Here is a 22543-nt window from a genome sequence, read left to right on the forward strand (position 1 = left end):
CGTTGGGAAGTCCTTGGCAATGCGCTACTTGAGGCCGGCCACGCCGCGATCGAGCGCCGCCTTGTCGGCGCGCGCGTCCGCGTCCACGGTGTCGGCCACCGGGCCGATATCGTTGTCACCGTGGCCGTCGTTCGAGGTCGACTCCGGTCCCAGTCCGGACCCCGCCGGCGCGCCGGGCATGCCGGTCAGCGAGGCCGGCGCCGCGGCCGGAAGTGCGCCGGGCTTGGCGGCGTCGGGCGCCAGGTCCTTGTTCAGGTAGTCGATCTTCGCGGTGGCGCGCAGGCGCTGGATCTCGGCCTGAGCCAGTTCCTTGTTCTTGCGGGTGGCCAGGTATTGCGCGATCTGCGGCGCCGCGATCGCCAGCGACACCGGCGCGTCGCGCACCGCGTCGATCGAGGTCAGGAGCGCGCGCTGCCCTTCCTGCACCAGGAACAACTGGCCCTTCGGCATCGACAGCAGTTTCGCGGCCAGCTCGGGCTTGAGGTCGGCGGTGCTGCGCGTGACCTGGGCGCGGCCGTAGGCGACCTGCCTGGTGTCGAGATAGGCCGCCACTTCCTCGAGCGAGCGGGCCTTGTCGGCGGCGGCGCGCAGCTCGGGCGTCACGCTGGACGCCGGAAACACGAGCTGGTTCATCGCGAACTGGCGGCGCTTGGCGAAGAACTGGGGATGCTTGTTGAAGTAGTCCTCGATCTCGGCCTCGGTCGGACGGCCGACGTCGCCCACCCGCTTCTGCATATAGGCCTGGGCGATGATCAGGGAGCGCGCGCGCTCGATCGCCTGCATCACCTTGGGGTCGCGGTCGATCTTTTCCTTGGCCGCTTCGTTCTCGAGCAGTTCGCGGTCGATCAGCGCTTGCAGCAACTGCTTGCTGGCGGTTTGCTGCTGGGCCGCCGGCACGCCGGCACGCTGCATTTCTTCATTGAGCTGCAATACCGTGATCTCTTCGCCATTCACGCTGGCCAGGGCCTGGCCGGGCTTCGTCTCGGGCACCGGCTTGTCCCGGTTGCAGCCCGCCAGCGCGACGCTGGCCAGGACCAGGGCCGCGCACACGGCCCGCATCGGGATCAACCTCGGTACGGATAACAGCGGCGAATCTGTGGAATTCTGGTACGAGCTCTGCATGGTGTTCTCCAGCGTGGACGACATTGCCCCTCAGGCATGCGCGGTCCGGGTTGAAATCCGCCATTCTGGACCGCTTGCGCCATCCGCTCTGTTGTCCATTTCACATCGGGCGTCCAGGCCGGCTTCGCAAGAGAGGTGAGCGAGGTAGGCGAAATAGGCGCGCTGCAAACCCTCGGCCAGCGGCGTACTGGCGCGCCAGCCCAGCGCCGCCAGCTTGGACACGTCGAGCAGCTTGCGCGGCGTGCCGTCGGGCTTGCTGGCGTCGAAGACGATTTCGCCCCGGTAATCCACGATCTGGCCCACCAGGCGCGCCAGCTCGGCGATGGTGACGTCCTGGCCGGTGCCGACATTGATGTGCGAATGCATGGGGTCGGTAGCGGCCGCATACGCCTCGGGCGCCAGTTCCATCACGTGGACGCTGGCGGCCGCCATGTCGTCGACATAGAGGAATTCGCGCATCGGCTTGCCGCTGCCCCAGATCACGACCTCGGGTACGGCGCTCGTCTTTGCCTCGTGGAAGCGGCGCAGCAGGGCCGGAATGACGTGGCTGTTCTCGGGGTGGTAGTTATCGCCGGGGCCGTACAGATTGGTGGGCATCACGCTGCGATAGTCGGTGCCGTACTGACGGTTATAGCTTTCGCACAGCTTGATGCCGGCAATCTTGGCCATGGCATAGGGTTCATTGGTCGGCTCGAGCATGCCGTTCATCAGGTATTCTTCGCGGATCGGCTGCGCCGCCAGGCGCGGATAGATGCAGGACGAGCCCAGGAACAGCAGCTTGCGCACGCCCGCGCGCCAGGCCTCGTGCACGACATTGGCCTGCACCATCAGGTTGTCGTAGATGAACTCGGCCGGATAGCTGTTGTTGGCGTGGATGCCCCCTACCCTGGCCGCCGCCAGGTAGACCTGGTCGACACCTTCGTCGTGGAAGAATTCGCGTACCCGAACCTGATCGGTCAGCTCGAGTTCGTCGTGGCTGCGGGTGACGATCTCGGCCGTGTCTGCGGCGCGCAGCGCGCGCACGATGGCCGAGCCGACGAGGCCGCGATGGCCGGCAACGTAGATGCGTGGCTTGTTGTGCACATTGCCTCCCATGATCAATGGCGACATCCCCCTGTTACAGCGGAGAATCGGTCATTGCTCTTGCATTCCCGTTAACGATTCTACCCAGCGCGGATGGCCGCGCAAGCTTGTCGCCAATCGTCCAGATCAAAGAGCGCGTCGATTAGCGCTCATCCGTTTCCAGGACAAAAATGATTTGCTCGAAAGCCCGGCTGGAATCCCTGCCACCCTGCCATTCGATGCGCGCGAAGCCCGACGGTTCATTTTTCGCGCGCGGCGACTGGCCGGCGTCAGTGCGCGTTCTCGCGCGTGAAGACGACCTTGACGGTCTTGAGGATGATCCACAGGTCGAGCCACAGCGACCAGTTGCGCAGATAATCGAGGTCGTAGCGGATGCGCGCTTCCATCTTGTCGAGGGTGGCCGTCTCGCCGCGCATGCCGTTGACCTGAGCCCAGCCGGTGATGCCCGGCTTGACCTTATGGCGCAGCATATAACCCTTGATGAGCTTGCGGTATTCCTCGTTGTGCGCGACCGCGTGCGGACGCGGCCCGACCACGCTCATGCGTCCTTGCAGCGCATTGATAAACTGCGGCAATTCGTCGAGGGACGTGCGGCGCAAAAAGTGGCCAATGCGCGTGATGCGGCGATCGCCGGCCCTGGCCTGGACGATGGTCGGCCCGTCGTCCAGCACCGTCATCGAGCGGAATTTATAGATATAGATTTCTTCGCCATACAGCCCGTAGCGGCGCTGCTTGAACAGCACCGGGCCGGGCGAACTGAGCTTCACGGCAAGGGCGATCAGCAGCATCAGCGGCGCCAACAGCACCAGCGCCAGCGCGCTGACCACGACGTCGGTGCCGCGCTTGAGCACGCTGTTAAAGCCCATGAAGGGCGTCTCGCTGATCGCGATCACCGGCATGCCGCCCACGGTGTCGAAACGCGCCTGCATCAGATCGAACACATACACGTCAGGCAAGAAATAGACCGAGGCGGTGGTGTCCTTCAGTTCGTCGACCAGGTGGCGGATGCGCGGCTGGGCCGAGACCGGCTGGCTGATGAAGATCATCTTGATGTTCTTGCGCCGCACATAAGCGGCGACCTCGGCCATCTTGCCCAGCGTCGGATAGCGCAGGCCGGGCGGCTGGCGCCCGTCGGCACGGTCGTCGAAAAAGCCCTGCACCTGCATGAACAGGTTCGGATGGCGCTCGCACACCCCGGCGAACTTGATGCCGGCCTCGTTGGCGCCGACCACCACGATCGAGCGCAGTTCACGCGCGTGGTGCTTGCGGCCCCCGGTGGCGAAGCGCACCGCGATGTGGCTGGCCAGGATCGTCAGCGGCGTCGCCACCGCCCAGGCCAGCAACACCCGCTCGTCGAAATAGTATTTCATGCCGCTGGCCGAACCGAGGAAGTACAGCACGGCGAGCGTCAGGCACCAGCCGAACAACGTGTCGCGCGCATAGGCCAGCATGCGGCCGCTGCGCCAGGTGCGGTAGGGATCGATTTGCTGGTAGACGGCCGACGAGATGAAGAAGGCCAGGATCATCAGCACCAGGCAATAGCCCGAGAACGGTTCGCCAAAGGCCAATGTCGCCAAATACAGGCTGCCCATCACGATCAGCGGATCGAGCACGCGCTGGAAGAACGAAATGATGGGAATGTCGTTGACCGTCATGCGCTGCCACATCCATGGTCAGAACAGCACATTGGCACTCAGCTGCACCATATTGGCGTCGAACTTGCCAGTGCCAAGTGCCTGCGACCCCGAGCGCGACTCGTAGACGTAGCCGGCAATCACTTGCACCTTGGGCCGGACCTGCCATAGCGCGCGCAGGCTGGCGCTGCGGATCGCGTCGTTCAGGTCATCCAGGCCCGCAAACTCGTCGCGCGCCGTGTAGTCGCGCTTTTCGTAGGACGCGCGGGCGTCCACCCGGACGCGGTCGGTCGCCAGCCAGGTGGCTTGCAGGCTCGCCCCCTTGTTCAGGGTCGTGCTGACGCGCACGCTTTCGATCGGCGCGAACTCGCGCCACAGCGAGGCGCCGTAGCTGATCTTGCCTTGCGGCTTGTACAGCCAGGTGACACGGCCATTGACGCCGCTGGTGCGCCCTTCGCCGTACGAAGGCTGGTCGCGCCGCGCATAGCCGACCAGCGCCTGCAGCGTCGTCGAGTCGCTGGCGAGCCAGTCGACCCGCGCCTTGAGTTCGTCCTGGGTGAAATCGTCGGTGAGCACGCTGCTGTTGTAAGGACGCCGGTAGGGATAGGCGCCCTTCACGCGGCGCGCGACCAGGCCGACCGTGCTGCCGCTTTTCGGCCGGTACTGGAGCTCGGCCTCATAGGTCTTTTCGGTGCGGTCGTTGTAGCGCTGGGCCTCCAGCGCGTAGGTGTACTTGTCGCGCGCTGCACCGGCGCGCAGCTTCCAGCTTGGATGCAGCTTCCAGCCGGCATCGAGCAACTGGCGCCGCTGCTCGCGCAGATTGCGCTCGTCGCTGTCGAAGTCGGTATACGGCGCCAGCGTCTTGATGTACAGCGCTTCGACGCGGCCCTCGTACTGTTTGCCGGCTTGCCAGAACCAGCTCGCCTGCAGGTCGCGGCCGTCGTAGTCGAGCTGGTCGAAGTGGTCGAACTTGACCTTCGACACCTTGGCAGTGGCAGCGATGCGCTGGCGGCTGATGGTCTTGTCGAGCACGACGCCGGCATCGAGCGTGCGATAGGAATCGCTGCGTTTGCCGTCGAACGGTTGCTCCTCATCGGCGACACGCAAGAGATTGTCGTCATACGCCCAGCCGATGCCGCCAAGCAGCCGCAGGCCCTCTTCTTGCCGCCCGTCGTTCGGCGCGGACACTGCTGGGAAAGAACATAGCACCGTCGCCAGGGCCGCCACGGTTCGAAGCCGATGCGATGCAGGGTTGAAAGGCATGTCCTAAGTTTCCCGGTAAATGCTACGCCGAAGGAATTACCAGAACTGCCAGCCTCCGGTATGCACCACCCAGACTCCCAGCAATCCATTGGTGATAGCGTGAGCCAGTATCGGCGACCACAGCTTGCGGTGCCGCATATACAACAAGCCATAGGCGGCGCCGGCGATGACGCCGGCCAGCCACAGATGGTGTTCGAATCCGAACAACAGGCATGGAATCATGAAAGCCCTGAAGCCGATACGCGCCGGATCAAGCGACATGAAATCGGACTGCTCGACCCAGCGCAACAAGAAAGAACGCCAGAACAGTTCTTCCATCACGGGGACGATCAGGGCGGCGCCGGCGATGCGGATCGACGCCAAGAGCCAGTCGATCTCGCCATGCGTGCGCGGGTCGTAGCCGGGCGCGCTGCCGATCGTCATCCAGGAAGCGTCGAGATTGACCCACAGGACCAGCACCACGATGCCGGCGGCGCCCGCCGCCAGCACCTGCCTGAGCGACAGCGCGAAGCGGTGCAGCTCGTCATAACCGCGCCAGAACGCGACCAGGAGCGCCAGCACGGCGCCGACCTGGACCGGATACAGCCAGCGCAGCTCGGCGCGGCTGTATCCGGAGCGCTCGAGCACGTCGGCAAGGACGATAAAGAAGAGATAGGTGCCGAAAGGCAGGATCCGCGCCCAGGCGGCGCGGTTGAGGAAAGGTTCGTCGGCCGCGAGCGCGGCCGCTGGAGGGACGGCTTGTGAATCATCGTGTTCGCTCATCGATGCCGTCCCTTCGTTCTTGAACCGCGCTTACTCGCCCCTGGCGCGCGCCTCGATGCGTTCCCAGCGGTCGAGCGCGTCGAGCAGCAGATCTTCGATCTCGGCAAAGCGCGCATTGATGCGCTTGGCGTCGGCCGGATTCGTCTTGTAGAAGTCAGGCGCGTTCAATTGCTGGGTGATCGCGGACTGCTCGTCTTCGAGCGACGCGATCAGCTGCGGCAGTTCTTCGAGCTCGCGCTGTTCCTTGTAGCTGAGCTTGACCTTCTTGGCCACGCCCGGAGCGGGCGCTTCTTCCACCTTGGCGGCGCTGGCCTTGACCGCGCCCGGCGCCGGCGCCTGGAACGCCGGGGCCGCTGCCTTGACGCGTTCCCAGTCAGTATAGCCGCCGACGAATTCGCGCCACTTGCCGCCGCCCTCGGCCACGATGACCTGGGTCACGACATTGTCCAGGAAGGTACGGTCGTGGCTGACGAGGAAGACGGTGCCGGTGTATTCCTCCAGCAATTCTTCCAGCAGTTCGAGAGTGTCGATGTCGAGGTCGTTGGTTGGTTCGTCGAGCACCAGGCAGTTGGCCGGCTTGGCGAACAAGCGCGCCAGCAGCAGGCGGTTGCGCTCGCCGCCCGAGAGCGACTTGACCGGCGAACGCGCGCGCTCCGGCGAGAACAGGAAGTCGTTCAGGTAGGTCATCACGTGCTTGCGCTGGCCATTGATCTCGACCCAGTCGCTGCCGGGCGCGATGGTGTCGGCCAGGCTCGCCTCTTCGTTGAGCTGGGTGCGCATCTGGTCGAAATACGCCACGTTCAGCTTGGTGCCCAGGCGCACGCTGCCGCTGTCGGCGGACTCTTCGCCCAGGATGATCTTGAGCAGGGTCGTCTTGCCGGCGCCGTTCGGCCCGATCAGGCCGACCTTGTCGCCGCGCATGAGGGTGCCGGTAAACCCGTCGACGATGACCTTGTCGCCGTAGCGCTTCGACACGCCTTCCAGGTCGGCAACGATCTTGCCCGAGCGCTCGCCGGTGGCCACGTCGAGCTTGATCTGGCCCTGCTGGTCGCGGCGCGCGGAGCGCTGCAGGCGCAACGCTTCCAGGCGGCGCACGCGGCCTTCGTCGCGGGTGCGGCGTGCCTGCACGCCCTTGCGTATCCACACTTCTTCTTGCGCCAGGAATTTATCGAACTTGGCGTTCTCGACTTCCTCGTTGGCCAGCAGCTCGCGCTTGCGTTCCTGATAGGTCGTGAAATTGCCCGGGAACGAGAGCAGCTTGCCGCGGTCGAGTTCGATGATGCGGGTGGCGACATTGTCCAGGAAGCTACGATCGTGGGTGATGAACAGGATCGAGCCGCGGAATTCGCGCAGCAAGCTCTCCAGCCACTTGATCGAGGTAAAGTCCAGGTGGTTGGTCGGTTCATCGAGCAGCAACACGTCCGGCGCCGACACCAGGGCCACGGCCAGCGCCACGCGCTTCTGCATACCGCCAGACAAGGTGCCCATCTTCGCGTCGCCGGACAGGTTCAGGCGGCCCAGCGTGGTCTCGACCTTGTTCGCCAGGTTCCAGCCGTCGGTGGCGTCCAATTTGGTCTGCAGCACGTGCATGCGCTCCATCAGCGCATCGTCGTCGCCCTGTCCGAACTTGCCGGTGAGTTCTTCATATTCGGTCAGCATTGCCTGCTGGTCGCCCATGCCGAGTGCGACCACGTCGAACACCGTCATCTGCGGGTCGAATACCGGCTCCTGCTCCACATAGGCGATGCTCACGCCCTGCTGCATGACCAAGAGGCCGTCGTCGAGTTTCGAGCGGCCCGAGATGATCTTCAGGAGCGAGGATTTGCCGGTGCCGTTACGGCCGATGAGACCGACGCGTTCGCCGGATTCCAGCGAAAAGTCTGCGTGGTCGAGCAGCGGGACATGGCCGAAGGCCAGTTGTGCGGAAGATAGGGAGATGACTGCCATGATCGGTAAGCGTTCCGTCGCGCGGTGTTGCCGGCGCGGGGTCGGAAAATGTGCGTTGATTGATTAAGGCGCACATTGTACCGACTGGCGAGCCTGAACTTGCAAAACTCTTGCGATCCTCGGCTATAATTGCAGTCGGTCCATGGTCGCGGTCTGTCTTGCAGGCGTGGCCACCGGATTGCAGGCTTTGTCTTGCGAGGCGTCGCCAGTCACGGCGGAACCTGCCTCCTCCCCGTAGCACAATGGATAGTGCACATGCCTCCTAAGCGTGGGATACTGGTTCGATTCCAGTCGGGGGGACCACCCCCTTTCAATCGGAATGTTTCACCGCATCTCTCCACATGCGCCTGAAATATCAGAGGGACGGGTTCTTCATTGCCCACTGAAGTTTCCGATAGAAGCAATCAGGCTTGCCCCGCAAGTCGTCCTATGTCCGTCGTAGGCAACGGCAATGCCGCTGATGACGTGGCTCGGATCGCCTTCGGCAATCGTGCATTTCTCATGCCCCTTGACGGGACAACTGCATGCGTCACCGACGCGGGCGACCGGGACTTCATCAACCGTGAAGTGCGTGGCGCTCACACTTTCGACCTTGCCACCATGAGACGTCGCATCACCTAATCGAATCACATTGGGCATCGCTCAGCCTTTCTCATTGGGTGGGGTTTCTTCGCCACGGCCACCGTTCGGCCTGGGAACGGCAGCGTCTTTCGAAAGGTCGTCCGAGGGAGGGGTTCCCACGATCGCGGTTGGCTGCCCCGCCGTGTGCGCAAGAGCAGGCGCATCATCGTAGCTGACCAGTTTCCAGACCGTCGCCGCCCGGTGGATGGGCCGTTGCCCCTTGAGTTTTTGCCAGATCGACGGTTCGCCCATTGCCACCACATGCGGCATGCGGTCGCCGGCCCGGATGTGTTGACGCCGGCTATCCCCCGTCGGCCCCGGCCCATCGTGCTCCCACAATCCGGTCTGCGGGCAGGTGCGCCCGGTTGCGGCGAGTTCGCCCAGCGGCAGGCGTGGACCGGTGTCAGCGGATTTCAAGGGATTGGAACTGGTCGCGCGCACGCGGATGGTGCTGATGATCCTGTCCCAGACCGCGATGGCTTCTTCGTCGGTCAGGCTGGCCTTCGTGGAGCCGGCTGCGTTGTCGCCGACGCCGGTCTGGAACTGGATGTCGGCGTACGGTCTGAACGGGTCATGGGGAACGCCCGTGAATTTGGCCTGGAAGTCGTGATAAGAATGGACGTGTTCTTCGTCGGGGTTACGCAAGAGGACCTCGTAGCCTGTCTTCCAATCATGTATCTGGCGCGAGGTCTCGCGGAAAAAATCAATTTTGGCGAGCGCCGCTTTCTCGTCTAGCGTGGTTGGGCTTTCCTTGATGCGCTTCCACTGGGTCCGGAGCGAGTCGCCCTCAGGATCGTGAGGATTCGATGGTGCGACATAAATCGAAAAATGCGCGTCGGGGAACTCTTTCAAACGAAAGCCAATACGGATGTGCTCCATCAGATCATCCTGTGTTGGATTTTGCTTGTCTGGCAAAAAAAAGTGTTCAACGCAGTTGCCTGGCTGGGTCGGGATTTCGTTCTCGGGACGCTGGCGCAGGCGGCGTACAATACTTTTTATGTCTGCTAATGTTGCGTCCCAGCCGTCCCTTAGATGCCGTGCATCGATAATAACGCCGTCGCTGTTCAGCTTGAAGTAACCATTGATCTTAAGCCCGTTAATGGACTGAAAACTCTCATAACCGGTTACGATCCTGCCTTCAGGCTCGACCATATCTTCTACCGATAGCAGCAAGGGGACATCATCATGGTTGATGGCCTTTTTGCTGTTAAGTTCGTCGATGAACTTCTGCGCCAAGGCCTTTACCTCATCCACGCCGTCACGGTAAATGGTCACGCCCAGCGGAACATCGGTACCGCCCCATGCGACGGTGGCTGATGCCGGCACATCGACCATGAAGCGGCCGAAGCAGACTGGCTTGGTTTTCTCGAACACGGGTTGCAGACGTGGCGTGAGTGTGGTCATGTCCGGGGTCTTCCATTGTCTGGGGTGGCCGTCACAGGCTGTAATCAACACCAGCGTGGTCGTGAATGCAGCAATGTGCAAGCGTTTGAGGGCGGCGACGAGCATGGATAATCCTTTCAGCATTTCCAGCTTGCCTGCTGGGCGATGCGGACGATGCTGTACAAGGTTGAAGCGATGGCCAGCGGGTCCTTGTAACTGGACTGGTGTTCATAACCAGTTTGACGGAAGATTCCCCTGAACATAGCGCTTTGGAGTTGATGGTCAGCCGAAGCCATAGGCACCGTCTGATCGCCAGGTGCGCTTGGCGGAAGAATCGTCGCGTGAATCGATTTGTTGCCACCAAGGTTTGAAATCGGTGCGGCAAAAGCCTTGCTCAGATTGGCGCTGGGCATGGGTGGGCTCTCTGCAAATGTCTTGCCCTGGTGGTTGGCATCCCAACGGACCAGTTCGAGTTTCCCTTGTTTGGTATCGCTGATAATAGGCCAATCCTGCCATCCGCTAGGATCGGCACAGTTCTTTTCAATTTCCCAGATAACTTCGGCGAAGCTCTGCTGCCGAGGATCGGCGCCGTAATGCGCATAACTGCTGCGGTGATAGGTGCCGGCGATCTGCCGATGAAAACCCTGGACCATATCGAGATACTCACATGTCCTTTTGAATGTACCCCCTCCCTTATTCTCCGGATAGTTGGAAGGATTGATCCAGTCTTCCCGAAACAGCGCAAACCATTTTCCAGGTACCTTGTAGACTTCCTTGTACGGATCTCCGTGTTTCGGCCACGACTCCAGGTCGTGCCCGTTGTGCCGCACGCGCAGCCAACCATTGCCGTAGGATTCGGTTGGTAGTAATTCCAGCCCGCCCGCCGCATTCGCCAGCACTGCGGTGACCTCGTCACCATAATTGCCGAGCACCTTCGCAACCAGGCCAGCTTCGATGCGACTGAGACTCGCGTGCATCAGGCCGGGATCCTCGAATCCCGCCCGCATGCGCTTGTATGCGGCGGGCGCGCCAATAGCCGGCATGACGCCATGGACGATGCCCAGCACCTTGTCCTGCAGACTGCCGAAGGCCGGATGCACCAGCGCCCGGCCAACCAGCCCGCCCATGGAATGGGTCACGACGATCACCTGGTTGCACTCATAGCCGGAGCCGTTCAGATCGTCGATAACCCGACTGATCCGCGCGGCGACAATTTGTGCGCTGTCACCATTCGACTGCAACCAGTTATAACCGAACGCGTACACAGGAAACCAGCAGCCAGTGACCGTCTTCTTGAGGTCCTGTTCGGTCAGGACTTGCTGGGGTAGCTTCGGGTCCGCGCTCCACGCACGCGGATCGACGCCAACGACATCGCGCCATTCGGATCGCAGTTTGCCATCGGCGAACGTGTTGTTCAGGCGAGATTCCAGGTGCTGCAACAAAACGCCGTAACTCGTGAAAAATACCTCGCCCCAGCCGCGTGCCCGTGCCTTTTGGACCGCGGTCCGCCCGTTCGGCATGGTCGCCGGGTCGCTCATCAATAGAGGAGAAGTAAAGTTCTTCTCCAGGGCCACATTGTCATGCCGTCCATCGCCCGTGACGTCAGACGGCCCGGAAGGATCGTAGATATCGACCGTGGTTTGCAGCGGATCCAGTCGCAGTTGCCGTTCACGCGGCGGGCTGTTCGCATTCTTGCTGATGTTCGACGCCCCAAGCGCATCTGGCCGCCACGCTATATTGTCGCTCTGCTTCAACTCTCTCTGCCGTTCGGCGCTCATCCGCAAATTCGACCCCATGATGCCCGGCAGAAAAATTACCGGCAGCACCCGCTTCGGCAGCATCCGCGCGCACTGTGGCGTCTTGTCCTGCTTCGGTGTCGCAAACCCTTCGGCTTTGCGGGCCGCGCGGGCATGATGTTGCGCAGGCAAAGGATGTTCGGCCGTCGTCATCGCATGCTCCCCAAGGTGTATCAGTCGTCCAGTGCCTCGATGCTGTAGCGTCCAAACGGAATGGCGCTGCTAAAACGCTCGGTCAGTCCGTTCGCATCTGTCCGCCCCTCGAAGCTGCGGCCGTCTTCGGTGGTGATGCGATAGCGCTGGTTCTTCATCGGCTCATCGGTCCCGATCCAGCGCAGCACGGTCTGCTGGTCGTGCTGCGCCTCGCTCTTCGACGGCGTCACGGCGGCCGGGCTGCCGCCTCCCGGTCCGATATGCGCGAACTTCGACGATTTGATCGTGTGTTCGCCGCTGCTCTGCTGAGTGATGACGCCGGCGCCGATATCCACCTGGGCGCCCTGCGCCACGATGCGGACCTTGGGCGCCTGCAGCACGATCTCGTCGGTGGCAGTCAGGACGATGCGTTTGGAGGAAGTGACCTCGATATCGTCGCCGTGTGTCTGCAGTTCGAGCTTGCCGCCGGCGGCGATCAGCTTGATACCGAGTCGGTGTGCAAACAGGCTGATGCTTTCCGAAACACGCGCCAGCAGTTTCCTGCCGACCGACAGCTGGGTATTGCCGATGCTGAGCACATCGACATGCGTCTGCGCGCCGATCGCGATATTGTCCTGGCTGGTCATGGCGACGCCGGCCGGCGCGGATACCGCCACCACCGGCTGGCCGCCGGCGCCGACCTTTTCGGCGTTGCTGCCGGCTTCCCACTGCTTCAGGTAGCCGATCAGTTGTTCGAGCTCCGCATCGTCGGTACTGTCCGCGTGATGCGTCGACGCCAGTTCGGCCAGTTGCTTCTGCAGTCCCTGCAAGACCTCGGCAAGGCCGAGAAGCTCGCTGCGATCCAGTTGTTTTCCGCCGGCATTCTGGCGCGCCGCGGCGCTGATCAAGACCCCTTGCGCGCCCCGCAGCGCGACGGCAAGGTCGCTGCGCAGCTCCGCGCCTTCGCCGCGCGCCTCGCCCTTGCCGTCCTTGCGCGGGTGGGTCAGCCACCCCAGGTTCAACTCGCTGTGACCGTGCTGGGACGACAGTTGTGCATTGATCTGGCCCGACGTGTCATCCAACCGCAACTGGTTGTAGCGGTCGCCGCCGACCTCCTTGCTCTTGATGCCGGCCACGTATCGGTTTCCAGGCAGCGCTCCGGCATGACTGAACGCAGGCGGCGGCGCCATGCGCCCGTAGACCTGGCCTACGATGATCGGCTTGTCCGGATCGCCGCCGAGGAAACCAACCAGGACCTCATCGCCGACGCGCGGCAGCGTGATCGTTCCCCACTGATTGCTGGCCCAGGTGCTGGCGACCCTTATCCACGCGGAGTCCCGGTCGCTGCCGCTGGCGCCGGCGCCCTGCGCATGCGCGTGGTCTTCCACCCTGGTACCGGGAAAGCGTACCTTGACCCGCCCGTGTTCATCGCAATGCACCTCTTCGCCGGGGGGGCCGACGACGATTGCACTTTGCAGCTGCGGACGCGGCAGATCGGTACGCGGATCGAATGCCGGCACGATCGGAATGCTGCGGCGAACGCAGGCAAAGCGGTTCATGTAGCGCATGCCGCGTTCGGCGCTGGCCTGTTGCAGACCGCTGTCGAAATGAACCTCGTGCCACCGGTTGAGCGCAAACAGCCGCTGTATCCGATCGTCCAGCGTCTTCGGCAGGTTGTTCTGCGCATCGACCTCCAGGCACGTGATGACAAATTCCCGTTCCTGCGGCGCGTGGGTGTCGATATCCGGATGGCCGCTCAAGGCGATCCATTCCCCGATACAAAGCGCGCGCACACTGCCCTCGCCATAAAAACATTTGGACTCGTACTCATGGCGCTTCATGCGTAGTTCGCCAAGCTCGCGGTAGTCGTCGCCGTCCGCCCCAGCATGCGGCACGTCGATCAGGTAGTCATCGAGACCGAGCGCGAAGCGGTTGCCAGTCGCCCCCTGGTCGATACATGACGGCATATTGGCGGTCATCGGCCGGCCCTGCAGGTAGTCCCAGGTGAGACGGTTGAGATTGCCCGGGACGAGCTTGCGTACCGGACTCCAGGCGAAGATGGTATCGCTTTGCTCGGTACCGCCGTCCCGGTGGTAGCGCACCACGCCCGCGGCATTTTGCGGCAGCGTGAAGCCGTCGTCGAACAACACCAGCGTGTGCGCCGGCATATCCTCTCCCTGCGATTCGCGAGCGAGCCCTGAACGCATGAACCACGCGATGCCGCGCCGTTTCCACAAACGGCGCAAGAAGTCGGCGTCGGACTCGTTGTGCTGCATGGTGAATTCGCGGGCCGGGAACATGCCTTTCACATGCGACCACTCCACGTCGAATGCCCTGGCCAGCACCGGATTGTTCCGACGCCACTCGCCCACGATGACCTGCGTGATGTCCAGTTCGTTCATATTGCGGAAGACCCGGGTACTGGTGCGCTGCTCCATCAGCGCCAGTGCATCGCGCAGCACCAGTTCATAGGTCGCCAGGCCACCATCGCTCTGGCCGGCAGCCGCTTGCGCGACGATGCCGCACACCCCGCGCATGTTGCCGCGGTCCGTCACGAACTGCAGCTCGACCGGCAGTGCAATGAAGTCCTTCAGAGCGAGATCGGCGCGTGTCGACACGCACAGGAGCCGGTATTCCAGTCCGCCACACAAGCTTTCGGTTCCGCTGACACGCTGGACCAGCAGGACGTCGCCAGACGCTTGCTGTCCTCGCGAAAACCGCAAACGTATGGGGCGATGCGACTCGCTCAGGCTGGTAAATCCTTCAATCAGGTCATTGAGGTTCATTTATCCGCCGCTGAGGCTGCTTTAACCCGATGACGAAACATGGCGACAGCGCGACTTCGTCCTCGGCTATAGGTGTCTTCGCAATACATTCCAAGAATCAATGGTAAGTATTTGGAGCGACAATATCCTTGACATCAATTAAGCCCACGCTTGTTCATGCTTTCAGTGTGGTCGCGCGGATATACAGACGGACAATGCAGGACATCCGATTGCGGTAACTTACCCAGCGGCTGCAGTTGTTGGTACCTTTTTTGGGGATTCGACTGACAATGCTCAGCCGATGAAGCTGGCCTTGTCCGGCGCCAGGAAGGCGATGATCTTGGCGATCTCGCGCGGCTCGGCGGCACGCACGATCGGCGCGCCTTTGCCGTGCTCGGCCAGGAATTCAAGCATTTTTTTCGAACGCAATCCGCGCCGGGAAGCGCGCGATGTGATAACAGCGTTCTCGCTGCCGCCGCCGATCCAGATCGGCGAGCAGCCGGAGCGTGACTAGCGGCCCCTAGACCTCATCGTCCACCCGAAGCTTGCGCTTCATGGTCGACAACAAGGCGATCATGGCCGCCTTGTCCTCGCCAGGCACATCCGCCAGCATCTCCTCGATCCAGCGTTCATGCACCGTCGCCATCTCGGCGAACGCTGCCCGGCCCGCTGCGGTCAGCTTGACCGCCGACGCGCGCCGGTCGCGCGCATCCTGCACCCGCACCACCAGTTCCTCGCGCTCGAGCTGGTCGGTGATCCCGGTGATATTCCCGCCGGTGACCATCATGCGCTTGGACAGCTCGCCCATGCGCAGCCCATCCGGATGGCGCTCGAGCTGCGCCATCAAATCGAAGCGCGGCAAGGTGATCCCGAAGGTGGTGCGCAGCCGGCTGCGGATCTCGTTCTCGATCCGCGTCGTGCACGACAGCATGCGCAGCCACAGCCGCAGCGACTGGTGATGTTCGTCCGTCAGGCGACTTTCCAGGTCCAGCTCGGCCGCCTCGCCCCTCTCGGCGTCGGCAACCTCTTTGCGCCTGTCGTCATCCATGCAACTCCTCAAACCGCTTCAGTGCGTAATTTAAACCGCTGCAGTTTACCGGTTTCGGTGCGCGGCAGTTGTTCCTTGAATAGAATTGCGCGCGGGTATTTATAAGGAGCAATCTGGCCCTTCACGAATTCCTGCAGTTCGTGCGCCAATTCCTCGGTGCCCACGTGGCTGCTCCGCAACACGACGTGCGCCTCGACCACCTGCCCGCGCTCCGGGTCGCTGCGCCCCACCACCGCGCATTCGGCCACCGCCGGATGGTGCAGCAGCGCTTCTTCCACCTCGGCGCCGGCGATGTTGTAGCCGGCCGAGATGATCATGTCGTCGGTGCGCGAGCGGTAGTAAAAATAGCCGTCGTCGTCCATCTCGTAGGCGTCGCCGGTCAGGTTCCAGCCATCCTTGACGTAGTCGTGCTGGCGCTCGTCGTCCAAATAGCGGCAGCCGGTCGGCCCCTTCACCGCCAGCCGGCCGATCACGCCCGGCCCCACGCGCCGGCCCTGGGCGTCGAGGATGCAGGCCTGGTAGCCCGGCACCGGCTTGCCGGTGGCGCCGGGGCGGACGTCGTCGCCCGCGCTCGATATGAAGATGTGCAGCAGCTCGGTCGCGCCGATGCCGTCGATCATGGCCAGCCCGGTCGCCACCTGCCAGGCCTCGCGCGTGGCCACCGGCAGTGCCTCGCCGGCCGACACGCTGGCGCGCAGGCTGTCTAGCCTGAACCGTCCTGCCTGCGCCGCCATCTGCCGGTAAAAGGTCGGCGCCGTGAAGCACACCGTGGCGCGCTGTTCGGCGATCGCGCCCAGCAGGGCTTCGGGCGTGAGCTTCTCGATCAGCACCCCGGCCGCCCCCACCCGCAGCGGGAACAGCAGCAGCCCGCCCAGGCCGAAAGTAAAGGCCAGCGGCGGCGTGCCGATGAAGACGTCGTCGGCCCGGGCGCGCAGGACGTGGCGCGGGAAGCAGTCGCAGATCGCCAGCACGTCGCGGTGGAAGTGCATGGTCCCTTTCGGCACGCCGGTGGTGCCGGAGGTGAAACTGATCAGGCAGACGTCGTCGGCCGCCGTGTCGGCCGCCGCGAACGGCGCGTCGTGGCGCGCCATGCGTTGTTCGAGGCAATCGGCGATCGGGGCGTCGAATACCAGCACCGGCACGGCCAGGCCCAGCGCCTCGACCTCTCCCACCAGACCGCCGGCGCACAGCACCGCGTTGATGCGCGCCTTGTCGGCGATGGCGCCCAGTTCGCGCGCGCGCAGCAGCGGCATGGTCGGCACCGCGATGCAGCCGGCCTTGATCACGCCCAGGATGCAGGCCGCCATCGTCGGACAGTTGGCGCCGCGCACCAGCACCCGGTTGCCGGTGGCCAGGCCCAGGTCGTGGCGCAGCACGTGGGCGATGCGGTCGACCCGCGCCAGGAGTTCGGCATAGGTGAGGCGCTCGCGCGCGCCGATCAGCGCCGTGCGCCCGCCCCAGCCGCGCTTGACGGCGCCGTCGAGCAGTTCGGCGACGCAATTCAGGCGCGGCGGGTAATGCAGTTCGGGCAGGTCGAAGCGGAATTCGGGCCAGGCGTGCGGCGGCGGCAGGTTGGCGCGGGCGAAGCCATCCGTGTGGCCGGACGGGGACAGGGTTGCGAAGGTGGCGTCGTTCATGAAGGGTCCCGGCTGCGTGAAACAAGGCGACGAGAATAAGCGCTCAAGCAACAATCCATGAATACTTTAAATCTAAAGCAATCCATCGACAAGCGGATTCGCACTCCATTCTTGTGCCTGCTCGAAACCCGCTCAAGCACGCGCCGCGCGCTCGGCCTGGCGCGCCACCGCGGCGCTCGCGCCGGCCAGCGCCGCCGCCACGTCTTGCGGCGCCGACTGGGCGTCTGCGGCCGCCTTGTCCAGCGCCGCCGCGGCGCCGTACAGGCCCAAGGTCTTGCAGCCCTCGCGCAGGCGGTTCAGGCGCGCCCGCATGCCTTCGTCGCCGGGCGGCGGTTCTTGCATGGCCGCCTGCAGCTGGCGCGCCAGTCCGTCGAGATACAGGCGCAGCCGCGCAGCGTCGATGCCGAGGCGGTGCGCGACCTCGTGCGGCGCTTCGTCAGGAGGCACCTCTTCGGTCCCTGCGGGGAACAGACGTTCGAACTGCGCGCGCACGTCTTCCTGGCGGAACGGCTTGACGATGTAGCCGCTGGCGCCCAGGGCCGCCGCTTCGTCGAGCGTGGCGGCGTCGGACGCGGCCGAGACCAGCACAAAGGGCAACGCGGCCGTCGCCTCATCCGCGCGCAGCCGCTGCAGCAGCTCGAGGCCGGACAGGTGCGGCATGCGCAGGTCGCAGAACACGATGTCGGGCCGCAGCCCGGCCTCCAGCTGGCGCCAGGCGTCGGCGCCGTCTTCCGCTTCCAGGATCGCGTGGTTGCCGCAGCTGTCGACCAGATGCATCAGCATCATGCGCGCCACGATGTCGTCGTCCACTACCAGCACCTTCATTCGCTCTCCGCCTGATCGGTCAAGACCTGCATTATAGGCAGGCACAATGGGTTGGTTGCAGGATTGCCTGCGGCATCAGCGCGACGCGAAGGCATCGAGCAGCGCATGCAGCTGCGGCAGGCCGGCGCGCAGGCGCTGGTGCTCGCCGGTGTCGGCCGCCGCTTCCAGTTCGCCGCACAGCGCCTCCAGGGCCGGCTCCGCCAGGTGGCCGGCGCTGCCGCGCAGGCCGTGCAGGATGCGGCCGGCCGCGTCCAGATCGTCCGACGCAACGGCCGCCGCCAGCTCGCGGCGACGGCGCGGCAGGTCGGCGCAGAAGGCGGCGCGCAGGCGCACCGCCAGCGCCTCCCCAACCCCATGCGCGGCAGCCGCCGGCTCCGCGGGCGCCGCCGCGGGTTCCGCCTTGCGCGCGGCCGCCGGTTCGTCGAAGGTCACCTCGAACATCGCGTCCAGCGCCGCCATCGCCTGCGCACGGCTGCCCTGCGTGCCCTGCGCCGGCATCGGATCGAGCGCCACGCCGCGCTGCAGCTGGCGCTCGATCGCGCGCGCCAGCTGCATGTGCAGCGCCGCCTCGTCGATCGGCTTGGTCAGGAAGGCGTCCATGCCGCAGGCCAGATAGCGCGTGCGGTCCTCGTCGGTGGCGTTGGCGGTGAGCGCCACGATCATCACGTGCGGATCGGCTACCGGCGCATCCTGCGGGCCGCCGGCGCGGATCAGGCGGGTGGCGCTGGCGCCGTCCATCTCGGGCATGCGGCCATCCATCAGCACCAGGTCGTAGCGCCGGCGGGCGCAGGCAGTCACCGCTTCCAGGCCATTGTCGACGATGTCGATCTCGTGGCCCATTTCCTCGACCATCAGGCGCGCGATGATCTGGTTGGTCGGGAAGTCCTCGGCGCACAGGATCCGCAGGCGATGGCTGTGCGGCGCGCGCGGCGCCAGCTCCACGCGCGCCGGCTCGACGCCATCCGGCAGCGGCAGCAGCACGCTGAACACGCTGCCCTTGCCTTCTTCGCTGTTGACGCCGATGGTGCCTTTCATGAGCTCCACCAGCTGGCGGCAGATCGCCAGGCCGAGGCCCGTGCCGCCGTAGCGGCGCGTGGTGGTGGTGTCGGCCTGCTCGAACTTCTGGAACAGGCGCGGCAGCGCGTCGGACGGGATGCCGATGCCGGTGTCGCGCACCGTGAAGCGGATCATGTGCATGCCCGGTGGGCGGTCCTGGTCGTCCGGCCGGCATTCGACCTGCACCGCCACGCTGCCCGACCTGGTGAACTTGAAGGCGTTCCCGATCAGGTTCACCAGCACCTGGCGCACGCGGGTCGGGTCGCCCACCAAAAAGCGCGGCACGTTGTCATCGACCTGGACCGAGAAATCCAGGCTATAACCCGCTGCCTGCTCCTGGAACAGGCTGGCCACGTTGCGCATCTTCTCGTGCAGGTCGAAGTCGATGCGCTCGACCGTCAGCTTGCCGGCCTCGATCTTCGAGAAGTCCAGCAAATCGTTGATGATCGCCAGCAGCGCTTCGGCATTGGCCTGGCCGCGCAGGATCTGCTCGCGCGTATTGTCCCTGAGCGCCGCGTCGCGCAGCGCGAAGCCCAGCATGCCGATCACGCCGGCCAGCGGGGTGCGCATCTCATGGCTCATATTGGCCAGGAATTCGGACTTCTGGCGCGTCGCGTCCTCCGCGCGCTCCTTGGCCTGGCGCAGGACTTCCTCGTTCTCCTGCAGCGCGCGGTAGGCGCGCGCCAGCTCGTTGCTCTGATGGCGCCCGCGCCGCTCCTGCTCGCGCAGTTCCTGCGTCTGCTGCTCGAGCATGCGGTTCTGCTGCTCCACCTGCTCGGTGCGCGCGCTCACCTGGTATTCCAGCCGCTCCTTGTGGCGGCGCAGGCTCGACAGGCGCACGCGCAGGCCCACGTAGATGGCGCTGCACACCGCCAGGATCATGCCGATCCGGGCCCACGGCGTGCCCCACGGCGGCGGCTCGATGGTCAGCGCCAGCGCCGCCACGTCCTCGCTCCAGACGTCGTCCTTGTTGGCCGCGCGCACCCGGAACACATAGGTCCCGGGATCGAGGTTGGTATAGGTGGCGAAGCGCTGGTCGGCGCCGGCGCTCACCCAGCCCTTGTCGAAGCCGTCGAGCCGGTAGGCGAACTTGTTGCGCTCGGGCGCGGCGAAGTGCAGCGCCGCGAATTCGAGGGTGAGCACGGCGGCGTCGGCCGGCAGGGTCACGGCGCTGGCGTTCTCGATCGGCCCCGGCAAGAGGCCCGGGAAGGCCTCCTCGAGGGGCCGGTTATAGATCTGCAGGCCGGTGATCACGGGGCGCGGCGCGATGCGGTTGTCGCGGATCGCGCGCGGATCGAAGGCGGTGATGCCGTTGAAGCCGCCGAAATACAGGGTCCCATCGGTCGTGCGCAGCACCGAGGCGTCGAAGAAGGCGCCCTCGGTGATGCCGTCGACCGCCGTGTAGCTGCGCCAGCGCGCGGTGGCCGGGTCGAAGCTCGAGATGCCGCTGGAGGTGCTGGCCCAGATGCGGCCATCCTGGTCTTCCACGATCGCCGCCACCGAATCGTCGACCAGGCCGTCGCGCGTGGTGTAGCGGGTAAAGCTGAGCGCGCCGTCGCGCCCCGTCACCATCCTGTTCAGGCCCACCGCGGTGCCGATCCAGATGTCGCCGCGGCTGTCCTCCATCAGGTGGTGCACCTCGTCGTGGCTGATGCTGTTGGGGTCGTAGGGATCGTGCCTGAAGTGGCGGAACCTGCCGCTGGCGCGGTCGAGCAGGTCGAGGCCGGCGAAGGTGCCGACCCAGAAGCGGCCGTGCCGGTCTTCCAGCATCGGACGCGCGATGTCGTCCGACAGGCTGGTGAATTTCGACGGATCGTGGCGGTAGCTGGTGACGGCGCGCGTGCTTGGGTCGAGCCGGTGCATGCCGCCGCGGGTCGTGATCCAGATGCCGCCGGCGCGGTCGAGCAGCATCGAGCGCACATTGTTGGCGTCGGCGTCGCCCGGCAGCACCTGGCGCCGGAACTGGCGCGTGCCGGGATCGAACGAAGTGATGCCGGAGCGGCTGCCGATCCACAGCAGGCCGGCGCCGTCGCGCACGATGGCGGCCGCCGGCACGTCGATCAGGCTGTTCGGGTCGTCCTTGCGGTGCCGGAACACCTCGGCCTTGCCGGTGCGCGGATCGAAGTGGTGCAAGGCGGTGGCCGAGCCGACCCACAGCCGCTGCCCGTCTTCAAGCAGCGCGCGCACCTTGTTGTCCGCCAGCGAGTCGGCCACGCCGGGCCGCGCATTCAGGCGCGCGAAGCCGCCGCTGCCCAGGTCCACGCGCGACACGCCGCCATACCAGGTGCCGGCCCAGAAAGTGCCGACCCGGTCGCGGTACAGGGCCGAGACGTAGTTGTCGACCAGGCTGTGGCGATCGGTTACGACGTTGCGGAAGGCGTCGAAGCGTTCGGCCCCGGTGCACCAGCGCAGCAGGCCGTCGTCGTGGGTGCCGACCCAGACCGTGGCATCGGGATCCTGGTACAGCGTGGTGATCCACGATTCTCCGATGCCGTCGGCGGGTCCGAAGCGGCGCAGCTTCCCCGACTCCGGACCGCGCAGGTCGCGCCGCTCCAGCCCACCGAAGCGGCCGATCCAGAGCCGCTGGCCGGCGTCGACCAGCAGCGCGTGCACCGGCCGCGAACGCAAGTCCAGTGTCGAAGGATGGTGCTCGACCGTCCGGCGGTCGGGGGCCAGGCTGTCCAGTCCCGCCGCAGTGCCGATCCACAGCCGCTTGTCGGCGTCGAGCGCCAGCGCCTGGATGCCGTCGTCGCGCAGGGTGCGTGCATCGTTCGGCACGTGGTGCCAGACCGTGAACTTGCCGGTCTCGAGATCGAAGTGCTGCAGGCCGTCGGCGGTGCCGATCCACAGCCCGTCGTGGCCGTCGCTGATCATGGCCTTGATCTGGCGGTTGCCGGTGCCGCGCCGGGTCGGCTCGTGCGGCGCGTACAGGGTGAAGCTGCGGGTGGCCGGATCGTAGCGATTCAGGCCGCCGTCGGTGCCCAGCCACATGCGGCCGTGGCGGTCCAGGTGCAGCACCCGCACCCAGTTGCTGGACAGGCTGCGCGGGTTGCCGACCTCGCTGCGGTAGTGCACGAAGCGGTTGCCGTCGTAACGCGACAGGCCGGACTGGGTGCCGAACCACATGAAGCCGTCGCGGTCCTGGACGATGGACAGGACCGATTCCTGGGCCAGGCCCTGCTGCACCGACAGGTGCTCGAAGCGCAGGGTCGGCTCGGGCGCGGCCGCGCGCAGCGGCGCCGATGCCGCCAGCAGCAGCGACAGGAAGATTATCGACAGGAAGTCAGAAAAGAACCGGCGCAGCATGATCATGAGGCGCGAAAGCCGACGCGCGCATCGGCAACGCGCCTTCCTGCTCCCGTCAGGATCGATCCGGTTTTCTGTTTGCTATCCACGGCGACAGGTTAGCAAACTCTGCTTGTCTTGAGGCAAATATGGGGCTGGAATCGCGACAAATTGTCTTGATTTG

General features: G+C 64.8%; 14 protein-coding genes and 1 tRNA gene. 1 reads left to right on the plus strand and 14 read right to left on the minus strand.

Annotated elements, in window-relative coordinates:
• Window positions 1–24: 24 nt before the first annotated feature.
• The 6 genes from SOM61_RS15495 to SOM61_RS15520 form a co-directional block, all read right to left on the minus strand.
• A complete protein-coding gene (locus SOM61_RS15495; protein WP_320474912.1) occupies window positions 25–1146 on the minus strand; it encodes an EpsD family peptidyl-prolyl cis-trans isomerase in 1122 nt (373 codons plus the stop codon).
• Window positions 1147–1152: 6 nt separating this feature from the next.
• Window positions 1153–2205 carry a GDP-L-fucose synthase gene (gene fcl / locus SOM61_RS15500; protein ID WP_320474913.1) on the minus strand — a complete coding sequence of 351 codons (1053 nt, stop codon included), beginning with the start codon at window positions 2203–2205 and terminating at the stop codon, window positions 1153–1155.
• Window positions 2206–2474: 269 nt separating this feature from the next.
• The gene (locus tag SOM61_RS15505) at window positions 2475–3860 is read right to left on the minus strand and encodes an undecaprenyl-phosphate glucose phosphotransferase (protein ID WP_320474914.1); all 1386 of its coding nucleotides are present in this window, start codon (window positions 3858–3860) and stop codon (window positions 2475–2477) included.
• A gap of 18 nt (window positions 3861–3878) precedes the next feature.
• Window positions 3879–5102 carry an XrtB/PEP-CTERM-associated polysaccharide biosynthesis outer membrane protein EpsL gene (gene epsL / locus SOM61_RS15510; protein ID WP_320474915.1) on the minus strand — a complete coding sequence of 408 codons (1224 nt, stop codon included), beginning with the start codon at window positions 5100–5102 and terminating at the stop codon, window positions 3879–3881.
• Window positions 5103–5138: 36 nt separating this feature from the next.
• The gene (locus tag SOM61_RS15515; RefSeq protein ID WP_320474916.1) at window positions 5139–5864 is read right to left on the minus strand and encodes a CAAX prenyl protease-related protein; all 726 of its coding nucleotides are present in this window, start codon (window positions 5862–5864) and stop codon (window positions 5139–5141) included.
• Window positions 5865–5894: 30 nt separating this feature from the next.
• Window positions 5895–7811 (minus strand): ATP-binding cassette domain-containing protein, encoded by a 1917-nt coding sequence (locus SOM61_RS15520; protein ID WP_320474917.1) that lies wholly within the window; start codon window positions 7809–7811, stop codon window positions 5895–5897.
• Window positions 7812–8039: 228 nt separating this feature from the next.
• Between SOM61_RS15520 and SOM61_RS15525 the strand changes: the two genes are divergently transcribed.
• Window positions 8040–8114, plus strand: a tRNA-Arg gene (locus tag SOM61_RS15525).
• Between the two features lie 69 nt (window positions 8115–8183).
• Here SOM61_RS15525 and SOM61_RS15530 read toward each other — a convergent pair.
• From SOM61_RS15530 to SOM61_RS15565, 8 genes are all read right to left on the minus strand, one after another.
• Window positions 8184–8450 carry a PAAR domain-containing protein gene (locus SOM61_RS15530; RefSeq protein WP_320474918.1) on the minus strand — a complete coding sequence of 89 codons (267 nt, stop codon included), beginning with the start codon at window positions 8448–8450 and terminating at the stop codon, window positions 8184–8186.
• A 3-nt stretch (window positions 8451–8453) separates the two neighbouring features.
• Window positions 8454–9941, minus strand: a complete 1488-nt coding sequence (locus SOM61_RS15535; protein WP_320474919.1) for a T6SS immunity protein Tli4 family protein — start codon at window positions 9939–9941, stop codon at window positions 8454–8456.
• An 11-nt stretch (window positions 9942–9952) separates the two neighbouring features.
• Window positions 9953–11764: an esterase/lipase family protein gene (locus tag SOM61_RS15540; protein ID WP_320474920.1), complete on the minus strand. Its 1812-nt coding sequence runs from the start codon at window positions 11762–11764 to the stop codon at window positions 9953–9955.
• Between the two features lie 20 nt (window positions 11765–11784).
• Window positions 11785–14529: a type VI secretion system Vgr family protein gene (locus tag SOM61_RS15545; RefSeq protein ID WP_320474921.1), complete on the minus strand. Its 2745-nt coding sequence runs from the start codon at window positions 14527–14529 to the stop codon at window positions 11785–11787.
• A 499-nt stretch (window positions 14530–15028) separates the two neighbouring features.
• A complete protein-coding gene (locus SOM61_RS15550) occupies window positions 15029–15556 on the minus strand; it encodes a MarR family winged helix-turn-helix transcriptional regulator (protein ID WP_320474922.1) in 528 nt (175 codons plus the stop codon).
• Between the two features lie 8 nt (window positions 15557–15564).
• Complete coding sequence (locus SOM61_RS15555; protein ID WP_320474923.1) at window positions 15565–17193, minus strand: AMP-binding protein; 1629 nt, start codon at window positions 17191–17193, stop codon at window positions 15565–15567.
• A gap of 132 nt (window positions 17194–17325) precedes the next feature.
• The gene (locus tag SOM61_RS15560; RefSeq protein ID WP_320474924.1) at window positions 17326–18018 is read right to left on the minus strand and encodes a response regulator; all 693 of its coding nucleotides are present in this window, start codon (window positions 18016–18018) and stop codon (window positions 17326–17328) included.
• Window positions 18019–18093: 75 nt separating this feature from the next.
• Complete coding sequence (locus SOM61_RS15565) at window positions 18094–22386, minus strand: hybrid sensor histidine kinase/response regulator (protein WP_320474925.1); 4293 nt, start codon at window positions 22384–22386, stop codon at window positions 18094–18096.
• Between the last annotated feature and the right edge of the window lie 157 nt (window positions 22387–22543).

This window comes from Massilia sp. CFBP9012 (assembly GCF_034045115.1).
In the GTDB taxonomy this organism is placed as follows: Bacteria; Pseudomonadota; Gammaproteobacteria; order Burkholderiales; family Burkholderiaceae_D; genus Telluria.

What these genes read in the sequence shown, in the direction of transcription:
- SOM61_RS15495 (WP_320474912.1), bottom strand. Translation starts at nt 1,146, where the DNA reads ATGTCGTCCACGCTGGAGAACACCATGCAGAGCTCGTACCAGAATTCC.
- SOM61_RS15505 (WP_320474914.1), bottom strand. Translation starts at nt 3,860, where the DNA reads ATGACGGTCAACGACATTCCCATCATTTCGTTCTTCCAGCGCGTGCTC.
- epsL (WP_320474915.1), bottom strand. Translation starts at nt 5,102, where the DNA reads ATGCCTTTCAACCCTGCATCGCATCGGCTTCGAACCGTGGCGGCCCTG.
- SOM61_RS15515 (WP_320474916.1), bottom strand. Translation starts at nt 5,864, where the DNA reads ATGAGCGAACACGATGATTCACAAGCCGTCCCTCCAGCGGCCGCGCTC.
- SOM61_RS15520 (WP_320474917.1), bottom strand. Translation starts at nt 7,811, where the DNA reads ATGGCAGTCATCTCCCTATCTTCCGCACAACTGGCCTTCGGCCATGTC.
- SOM61_RS15530 (WP_320474918.1), bottom strand. Translation starts at nt 8,450, where the DNA reads ATGCCCAATGTGATTCGATTAGGTGATGCGACGTCTCATGGTGGCAAG.
- SOM61_RS15535 (WP_320474919.1), bottom strand. Translation starts at nt 9,941, where the DNA reads ATGCTCGTCGCCGCCCTCAAACGCTTGCACATTGCTGCATTCACGACC.
- SOM61_RS15540 (WP_320474920.1), bottom strand. Translation starts at nt 11,764, where the DNA reads ATGACGACGGCCGAACATCCTTTGCCTGCGCAACATCATGCCCGCGCG.
- SOM61_RS15545 (WP_320474921.1), bottom strand. Translation starts at nt 14,529, where the DNA reads ATGAACCTCAATGACCTGATTGAAGGATTTACCAGCCTGAGCGAGTCG.
- SOM61_RS15550 (WP_320474922.1), bottom strand. Translation starts at nt 15,556, where the DNA reads ATGGATGACGACAGGCGCAAAGAGGTTGCCGACGCCGAGAGGGGCGAG.
- SOM61_RS15555 (WP_320474923.1), bottom strand. Translation starts at nt 17,193, where the DNA reads ATGAACGACGCCACCTTCGCAACCCTGTCCCCGTCCGGCCACACGGAT.
- SOM61_RS15560 (WP_320474924.1), bottom strand. Translation starts at nt 18,018, where the DNA reads ATGAAGGTGCTGGTAGTGGACGACGACATCGTGGCGCGCATGATGCTG.
- SOM61_RS15565 (WP_320474925.1), bottom strand. Translation starts at nt 22,386, where the DNA reads ATGATCATGCTGCGCCGGTTCTTTTCTGACTTCCTGTCGATAATCTTC.